The organism is Mycolicibacterium xanthum, from assembly GCF_019710635.1.
In the GTDB taxonomy this organism is placed as follows: Bacteria; Actinomycetota; Actinomycetes; order Mycobacteriales; family Mycobacteriaceae; genus Mycobacterium; species Mycobacterium xanthum.
Genome location: NZ_JAIFZS010000013.1, coordinates 186,473 through 195,378 on the forward strand (window position 1 = coordinate 186,473; position 8,906 = coordinate 195,378).

At 74.4% G+C, this 8,906-nt stretch carries 4 protein-coding genes and 2 pseudogenes; 4 read left to right on the forward strand and 2 right to left on the reverse strand.

Features of this window, described 5'->3' with window-relative positions; genetic code table 11:
- Positions 1–2: 2 nt before the first annotated feature.
- Positions 3–1,346: a type VII secretion protein EccB gene (gene eccB / locus JDV09_RS08650; RefSeq protein WP_221368692.1), complete on the forward strand. Its 1,344-nt coding sequence runs from the start codon at positions 3–5 to the stop codon at positions 1,344–1,346.
- Here the strand turns inward: eccB and mycP are convergent.
- Positions 1,317–2,660: pseudogene (mycP, locus tag JDV09_RS08655) on the reverse strand (type VII secretion-associated serine protease mycosin). The gene eccB and the pseudogene mycP overlap by 30 nt on opposite strands.
- The gene (gene eccD / locus JDV09_RS08660; protein WP_221368694.1) at positions 2,660–3,952 is read right to left on the reverse strand and encodes a type VII secretion integral membrane protein EccD; all 1,293 of its coding nucleotides are present in this window, start codon (positions 3,950–3,952) and stop codon (positions 2,660–2,662) included. The pseudogene mycP and the gene eccD overlap by 1 nt, the downstream one beginning before the upstream one ends.
- A gap of 93 nt (positions 3,953–4,045) precedes the next feature.
- Between eccD and eccCa the strand changes: the two genes are divergently transcribed.
- From eccCa to JDV09_RS08675, 3 genes and pseudogenes are all read left to right on the forward strand, one after another.
- Positions 4,046–7,582: a type VII secretion protein EccCa gene (gene eccCa, locus JDV09_RS08665; RefSeq protein ID WP_221368695.1), complete on the forward strand. Its 3,537-nt coding sequence runs from the start codon at positions 4,046–4,048 to the stop codon at positions 7,580–7,582.
- Positions 7,579–8,673 (forward strand): type VII secretion-associated protein, encoded by a 1,095-nt coding sequence (locus JDV09_RS08670; RefSeq protein WP_221368696.1) that lies wholly within the window; start codon positions 7,579–7,581, stop codon positions 8,671–8,673. The genes eccCa and JDV09_RS08670 overlap by 4 nt, the downstream gene beginning before the upstream one ends.
- 131 nt (positions 8,674–8,804) lie before the next feature.
- Positions 8,805–8,906, forward strand: a pseudogene (locus tag JDV09_RS08675) (WXG100 family type VII secretion target); the annotation flags it as partial.

An 8,906-nucleotide genomic window follows, 5' to 3' on the forward strand; every position in this document is an offset into this window, starting at 1 on the left:
TGATGGCTGGGTATCCGACGACGCGCCTGCAGGTCAGCGGGCACCGTTTTCTGGCGCGCCGCATGGCGCACGCGTTGGTCCGCGGCGACGCCCGCATGCTCGACGATCCACTGCGGGCACAGTCGATCTCGCTGGCCACCGGTGCGGTGCTCGCGGTGCTGGCCGTGGCGGTGTGCGCCGGCCTGGCGCTGCTTCGCCCGGCCGGTGAACTCGGTGACGATCCCGTGCTGCTGGTCGGCGAGACCGGTGCCATGTTCGTCAGGATCGAAGGCACCCTGCATCCCGTTCCCAACCTCGCCTCCGCGCGACTGATCACCGGTGCACCGGTACAGCCGCGCATCGTCAGCGGCGAGGCCGTCGCCCGCGCGGACCGCGGTCCCGGCGTGGGCATACCCGGCGCGCCCGGGCAGCTCGGGGCCCCGCTCGGCCTGGCCGATGCGCAGTGGACGGTCTGCGACGACGTCCGGTCCGGCACCGCGGTCATCGCCGGTGCACCCCGACCGGGCGTCGTGGGCCCCGGGGACGCGCTGCTGGTCACCCCGCTCGGCGCCAGCCCGGCCACCACCTACCTGCTCTACGACGGGTGGCGGGCCCGGGTGGATCTGCGGCACGCGGCCGTCGTGCGCGCCCTTCGCCTGGACGGGGTGACGCCGCGACCGGTGTCGCCGGCGCTGTTGACCGCCATCCCGGAGGTGCCGCCGATCGTCGCGCCCCTGCTGCCCGCGGACGCCACCGTGGTGGCCGTACCGCGGGCCGGCGGCGAGGACTACTTCCTGGTCTTCGCCGACGGTGTGCAGCGCATCGGCGAGGTGGTCGCCGACCTGATCCGCTTCACCGACTCCCGGATCGGCGAGGTGCCGCGGGTGGCCCCCGACGACATCGGTTCCCGGCCCGTGGTGGACCACCTGCCGGTGCAGACCTACCCCCGCCGCGGCGGGGTGGGGACGGCTCCGGTGGTGTGCGCGCGCTGGCGTCCGGACGATGGCGGCACCGTGGCGGACACCGAGATCCTCACCGGCACGAGGATGCCGACGGTGGCCACACCGGTGCGGCTGGCGCAGGCCGACGAGCTCGGCCCCGCGATCGATCTGGTGTCGGTACCGGCGGGGCGCAGCGTGTTCGTCCGTTCGGTGGGCCTCACCGGCGGCGGGCGCAGCGCGGGGTCGCTGTTCCTGGTGACCGACTCGGGCGTGCGGTTCGGTGTCCGCAACGACGACGCGGCGGCCGCGCTGGGCCTGCCGGGCCCCGCGACGCTCGCGCCGTGGCCGGTGCTGGACACGCTGCCGGCCGGACCCGAGCTCAGCCGCGACGCGGCCTCAGTCCTGCGGGATGCCCTCTCGCCGTAGCCGACGCGACGAGATCAGCGCGACGACAGCGGTCAGCGCAAGGCAGCCAGCCGCCCACCGCAGCGCCGTCCGATCCGCGGTGGCGGCGTCCGCCGGGGCGGCGGTCGGGACATCCGGGGGTCGCCGCGGCGCCGGCTGCGGGCGAACCGCATCACCGCTGAGCGCCGCGACCGGATCCACCTCTCCGTGGCCGACAACGGGATTCTAGCCGCCGGCGGGGTGCCGCGCGGTGTCCTCGATGCGCTGCATGACCTGGCGTGCGGTGAGTTCGGGGAAGCGGCAGCGGACCAGCGCCGCGACCGCCGAGACCACCGGCGTCGCATAGCTGGTGCCCGACAACGGGACCCGATCCGCCCCCCGGTGCCCGGGCGCGGTGTCCACCAGCCCGTCGCCCGACGCCGCCAGCGACACCACCGCCTGTCCCGGCGCCGCGACATCCACCCACGGACCGGGCTGGCTGAACGTCGACGCGGCCCCGTCGGGGCCGAGAGAGCCGACGGTGAGCACGTACTCGTCGTACCACCCCGGGCTCACCACCGCGCGGACGTCGTCTGACCCCGCGGCGCTGTCGGGGTTGCGCGCCGGACACCGTCCCGGGCCGCCGACATTGCCTGCCGCGCTCACCACCACGACGTTCTTGACGTCGACGGCGTACGCCAGCGCGGCGCCCAGCGCGCGGTCGTCCGGTCCGGCGCCGGCCGCTACGCAGGCCACCGACGAGATGTTGACGACCGTGGCGCCGAGGTCGGCGGCGGTCCGCACCGCGGCGGCCAGCGTGTCGACGTCACCGAATCCCGAGCCGGTGGTGTCGTCGGCAGCGCGGAACTTGTTGCTGGACTGCCGGATCGACAGGATCGACACGTCGGGCGCAATCCCGGTGAAGGCCTGTGGATCGGCGGCGTCGGGGGCTGCGCCGATGATGCCGGCCACGATGGTGCCGTGGCCGTCGCAGTCCGACGTGCCGTCGCCGGTCGAGACATAGTCGCCGCCCGGGACCAGATGGGGCAGGCGCCGGTGTCGCGCCACCCCGGTGTCGAGCACGGCCACGGTCTGACCGGCACCCCGGCTCAGCGCCCACACCGTCGGCAGGTCCAGGCCCGACAACTGGCCTCCGGCGCCGACCGGTGCGTCCGGCGGGGCGGCGACGCAGTCGTCGTAGCGGGTGGTGGGCCGGGGCGGTGCGGGCGGGCCGGCGCCCGGAAGCCGGTCGTCGTCGACCGGTGGGGGAGTGACCGCCGACGCCACCGGGTTCACCGACAGGCCGAGTGCCAACACGGAAACGGCGACCAGTGATCCGATCCGGGTCCCCGTGATCACAGGCTCATCCCGCGGACGAACTCATAGGCGCCGGACACCCAGGCCGCCAGCGGCACCACGGCGGCCAGCGCGAGGTATTCGCCCGCCTGCAGGGCCTGCCGCCTGACCGGACCGGGTTCGGCGCCCGGCGACTCCGCGGCGACGGCGGCCCCGACACCGGTCACCGCCGCGGCGCAGATCCAGTGCGCGTGGCCGGGCGCCGCCAGCACGCCCGCCGCGGCGGCCACCGCGAGGGCGGCGACGCCGCAGGCGCGCAACGCGAGCCGTCGCCGGGGATCGCGGTGCGTCCGCTGCCGCAGCAGCAGCAGCGCGCCGACGACGGCCACGAACACGAACGGCACCGGCCCAGGGGCTCCGGCGTCGGTGACGACCGCGACCGCGCCGAGGACGGCCGCTGCGCACAGGCCGGCCACCAGACCGGTCAGCAGGCGATGCGCCGCCGCGACCGTCCCGCCGTCCGGGTCGGGCCGGGCCGGGCCCAGGCCGGTCACCGCTACCGTCAGTGCCGGCGCCGCCGAAAGCCCGGCCACCGCCACCACGGCCAAGGCCGCGCCCGCGGAGGCACGCGACATCGGCAGCATCACGCTCAGCGCGGCGACCAGCGCCACGGTGCCGGTCAGCACCGTCGTCGCGACCTGCGTCGTGCCGCCGGTCAGGCGTAGCAGCAGCGTGGCCACCGCCAGTCCCGCCGATGCTGCCAACAGCAGCGCCGACGCCCAATCGGATTGCGGAACAGCGAGATAGCCGGCCACCGCCGCGAACGCCACGGCGCCCACCCCGAACGCCGCCGCAGCCGGCGCGGCCGTCCGCCTCGACCCCGCCACGGCCGCCGCCGCGACCGCCGCCGCCACCGCGACCCACCCGTGCCACCCGTTTCGTACCACGCTGCCCGACCACGCCAACGCGGCCGCGCACGCCACCCATGCCGCCGCCGCGAGCACGGGCCCGGGAGCCTTAGGCGCGCGCGGGGCTTCGGCAGCCGCGGCCACCGTGCCCGCCGGGTCTCCGGTGATCCGTTGCGGGGCCGGAGGTTCGGCCGCGGTCAGCAGCAGCAGGTCGCCGTCGACGACGCCGTGTTCGCGCAGCGTCATCGCCGGGTCCAGCCGAGGGCCGGCCAGCCGCGACAGCACCCAGCGGTGCCGGCCCGGCACCTGCTCGGGCGCGGCGAGGTCGACGATCGACGGCAGCAGCCCGCCGAGTGGGCAGTCGCCGGGCAACACCAGGTCGACGGCGGCCGAGGCGCCCGGCGCAGCCATCTGCACGCTCACCCGGAGCAACGTATCGGCCACGCCACCAACGTAACTCGGTGACGATCGAGCGGGATGCGGGAATTCTCCGGCTGTGGATGGAACGGATGTGCCGTCCGCCGCGTCTATTCGGACATGGCCACGCCGAGTCCGTCGCCCACCGGGCCGCCCGAGTCCCCGGGCGGCCGGCTCGTCATCGACCCGCCGCCCGAATCACCCGAACCCGTGCGGATGCATCCGCTGGCACGACTGATGCCCCTCGCGGTGGTGGTGGCCGCGCTCGGGATGAGTGCCGTCTACCTGACCTCCGGCGCCGCGCGCAGCCCGACGTTGCTGTTCTTTCCGGTGATGATGCTCGCCTCGGCGCTCGGCACGCTGGCCTACGGTGCCCGCGGCGCAGGCCGCACCGTCGAGCTCAACGAACGCCGTGCCGGATACCTGCGATACCTCGCCACGCAGGACGCGGTGCTGGCGGAGTCGGCGGCCCGCCAGCACCGACTCCTGCACTGGCGCAACCCCGATCCGCGGGCGTTGTGGACGCTGGCGGGGCGAATGTGGGAACGCTGCGCCGCCGACCCGGACTTCGCCTCGGTACGGGTCGGGCTGGGGCAGCGGCCGGCGGCCACCGCGATCGTCGCGCCCGACATCGGCAGCGACGAGGGCGCCGACCCGGTCACCACCGGCGCGCTGCGCCGGCTGGTCCGCGAGCGGTCGGCGGTGGCCGGGGTCCCGCTGACGATCCCGCTCACCGGTACCCGTGAGGTGATGTTCGGTGGTGCCGAATCGGCGGCCCGCGCCGCGGCACGCGCGCTGGTGTGCCAGCTCGCCGCGCTGCACCCGCCCGGCCTGATCGGTATCGAGCTCGCCACCGAACAGGGCAGGCGGCACTGGGATTGGCTGAAGTGGCTGCCGCACGTGGTGGATCCGGGCGCGGCGCTGCGGCGAATCGTCATCGTCGACGGCGGTGGCGGGCCGGAGCCCGACGACTCCACGACGACGGTCGTCATCGGCGCCGTGGTCGGCCCGGTGCGGGTATGCGCGGACTCGGCGGAACTGGACGTCGCGTGTGACGCGCTGTCGCTGGCCGATGCCGCGGCCTGCGCCCGGCGGATCGCCGGTCACCGCCCGGCTCGCGGTGTACCGGTGCACGGGTCGGCGGGGCCGGACTGGCCCGCGCTGATGGGCCTGGATCCGGAGTCGATCGACGTGGATCGGCTCTGGAACACAACGGATCCGCGCCGGCGGCTGCGGGTGCCGATCGGGGTGGCCGAGGACGGTGCGGCCGTCGAACTCGACCTCAAGGAGGCGGCCGCCGGCGGGATGGGGCCGCACGGTCTGTGCATCGGTGCGACCGGCTCGGGCAAGTCGGAGTTCCTGCGCACGCTGACGCTCGGCCTGATCGCCGCGCACTCACCCGACACGCTGAACCTGGTGCTGGTGGACTTCAAGGGCGGTGCGACGTTCCTCGGCCTGGAGGGCGTGCACCACGTCTCGGCGGTCATCACCAACCTGGCCGACGAGGCGCACCTCGTCGCCCGGATGCGCGACGCGCTGACCGGTGAGGTGAACCGGCGCCAGGAGATCCTGCGGGCGGCGGGAAATCTCGCCAACATCACCGACTACACCCGGGCCCGGATCCGCGACCCTGCGCTGGCGCCGCTTCCCAGCCTGGTCATCGTCGTCGACGAGTTCTCCGAGCTGCTCAGCCAGCACCCCGACTTCGCCGAACTGTTCGTCGCGATCGGACGTCTGGGGCGCTCGCTGGGCATGCACCTGTTGCTGGCCAGTCAGCGTCTCGACGAGGGCAGGCTGCGTGGGCTGGACACCCACCTGTCCTACCGGATCTGTCTGAAGACTTTCTCGGCGGCCGAATCACGTGCCGTGCTCGGCGTGCCCGACGCCTACCACCTGCCCACCGAGCCCGGCGCGGCGTACCTGAAGACCGCGACCGGGGCGCTGACCCGGTTCCAGACGGCGTTCGTCTCCGGTGACCTCGCCCGGCGACGGTCGGCCGGCGGCGTTGCGCCGCAGCGCTTCACGCTGGCCGATGTCCGGCGCACCGCGGAATCCGGTTCGCCCTGCACGCCACACCCCGTGTTGCTGGACGAGGTGCTGGGCGCGTTGGCGGGGCGGGGCCCACGGGCCCACCGGGTGTGGCTGCCACCGCTGAGCCGATCGCCGCAGCTGTCGGCACTGTTGTCCGCACGGCCGACCCCCCAGGCGACGCTGTGCATACCGGTGGGCGTCGTGGACTGTCCCTACGAGCAGCGCTACGAGCCCCGGATCGTCGATCTGTCCGGTGCGGCAGGCAATCTCGTCGTCGTGGGCGCACCGCGGTCGGGTAAGTCGACCACGCTGCAGACGGTGATCTCCGGGCTGGCCGCCACCCACGACGCCGGGCAGGTGCGGTTCTACGGTCTCGACCTCGGCGGGGGAGCGCTGACCGAACTGGCCGGCCTGCCCCACGTCGGGTCGGTCGCCGGGCGGGCCGACACCGAGCTGTGCCGGCGTACCGTCGCTGCGCTGCAGTCGCTGCTGCGCCGCCGCGAGGACGGCGCCGAGGCCCGGGACGGCCACGTCTTCCTGGTCGTCGACGGCTGGGCCGCGCTGCGCGAAGACCTGGAGAACCTGGAGGCGTCGATCACCGCACTGGCCGCCCGCGGATTGGCCTACGGAATCCACGTCATGATCGCGGCCTCCCGGTGGGCCGACCTCAGGCCGGCGCTGAAGGATCAGATCGGCACCCGCATCGAACTGCGGCTGGGTGATCCCGCCGACTCCGAGATGGACCGCCGCAGCGCCCGGCGGCTGACCGGCCGGCCGCCGGGGCGGGGGCTGACACCCGAGGGCCGCGAGATGGCGATCGCGCTGCCCGACCTGGACCGGTTGCGGCACAACCGGACCGGGCGCCCCGCCCCGCCGATCGAGCTGCTGCCGACACGGGTGGCGCACGCCGAGATCACCCGGCCCGACGACGGCGCGGGCGTGCTGCTGGGCGTCGGCGAACACGACCTCGGCCCGGTGGCGGTGGATTTCGCCGAGCATCCACACCTGCTGGTGCTCGGGGAGGGCGAATGCGGAAAGACGTCGGCGCTGCGGGTGCTGTGCGCCGAACTCGTCGCCTCGCGCAGTCCCGAACGGGTCCAGTTGGAGATCGTCGACTACCGCCGCACCCTGCTCGGCGTCGTCGAGACCGCCCACCTCGGCGGGTACGCGGTGTCCCCGACTGCGCTGGCGTCGAGGATGAGCGTGCTGACGGAACGGCTGACCGCCAGAATGCCCGACGAGCGGGTCACCCAGCGTCAGCTCAGGGACCGGTCGTGGTGGGACGGCCCCGACATCTTCCTGGTGGTCGACGACTACGACCTGGTCGCCGGGGCCACCGGCAATCCGCTCACCCCGATCGCCGACTTCCTGCCGCACGCCAAGGATCTCGGGCTGCACGTCGTCGTGGCACGGCGCTCGGGCGGCGCGGCGCGGGCCATGTTCGACCCGGTGCTGGCGCGGATGCGGGACATGGGCACCTCCGGGTTGATGATGAGCGCCGCCCCGGACGAAGGGGTCCTGCTCGGCACGTCGCGGCCCGCACCGCTGCCGCCGGGGCGCGGGATCCTGACCGTGCGGGGCCGCCCCGACGAACTGCTGCAGATCGGCTGGATCGAGCCGCCGTGACCGGTGCCGTCGTCGAGATCGGGCCGCGCAGCGTGCGGGGACCGGGCACTGCGCCGGCGGAATGGATCTCGGTGGCCATCGAGTGCGTCGATGATCCACTGGCGCTGCTGGACGACCGGCTCGTCGAGGTCCCCGCGCTCTGGCACGACGTCCTCGGCGCCGCCCTGGACACGGTGGGCGACGTCGCGAACACGCTGGTGCTGGTGTTCCCCACCTGGTGGCCGTCGGCTCGCGTCGAGATGCTCGGCAACGTGGCCGGCGCGCTGGCCGACTCGGTGGTCGTCGTGCGCCGCTCCGAGATCCTCGCCGACGGCACCACCACGGTCGTCGAGATCTCCGAGGACATCGTCGTGGTCTCGCACCCGAACGGCGGGCGACGCGTGCTCGACCGTGCCGATGGTTGGGACACGGCGGAACTGGCCGCCGAGCCGGCCGTCCTGCTGGATGTTCCCGCCGGCGTGCCGGTGCCGGCCGACCTGCTCACCCGACTGCGCGCCGACGGGGTCCGTGTCGAGTGCAGCGACGCGCACCGCGTCCGGCGGGCCGCGGCGGCGCACACCGGACGTCGCGAGCCGCGCCGCGCGCCCGCCCGGGCGTGGGTGGCCCTGCTGGCCGTCGCCGCACTCGGCGCGGGGTGGCTGGCGCAGTCGCGTTTGGCCACCCCGGCCGACGCGCTGCTCGTCGAGGGGCACGCCGCGGTCCGGGTACCCGCGCGCTGGGCGGTCGAGCGCATCACGGCCGGACCCGGCTCGGCACGCGTGCGCGTCGCCGCGCCCGGCGGGCTGCCCGCCCTGCACATCACCCAGTCGGTCGGTGCACCGGCTTCCATCGAGCAGGTCGGGGATGAGCTGCGGCAGGCCCTGCACGGCGAGCCCGACGGCGTGTTCGCCGATTTCGACACCGCAGGCCGGCCCGGTGGCCGACCGGCGGTCACCTACCGCGAACGGCGCGCAGGCAGCGAGACGGCCTGGGCGGTCGTCGTCGACGGTGCGGTCCGGATCGCCATCGGCTGCCAGAGCGACCCTGCGCACGGGGACGAGTTGCACGACGTCTGCGTGCGGGCGATCCGCTCGGCGCACGCGATCCGCTGAACACCCGGCGGATCCGGGGAACCGATCCCGCGGAGAGTGCGTCCAACTCAACAGACCACGACAACTCAACAGACCACGACAACTCAACAGACCACGACAACTCAACAGACCACGACACGAAAGGAGCCGCGATGACGACCCCGTCGCACCCGATGGGTGCCGCGCTCACCACCGACTTCGACCTGATGCTGTCGGTGGCGGGCCGGACCGATGCCCGCAACGACGAGATCCGC

What these genes read in the sequence shown, in the direction of transcription:
- eccCa (WP_221368695.1), top strand. Translation starts at nt 4,046, where the DNA reads ATGGCCACGCCGAGTCCGTCGCCCACCGGGCCGCCCGAGTCCCCGGGC.
- eccB (WP_221368692.1), top strand. Translation starts at nt 3, where the DNA reads ATGGCTGGGTATCCGACGACGCGCCTGCAGGTCAGCGGGCACCGTTTT.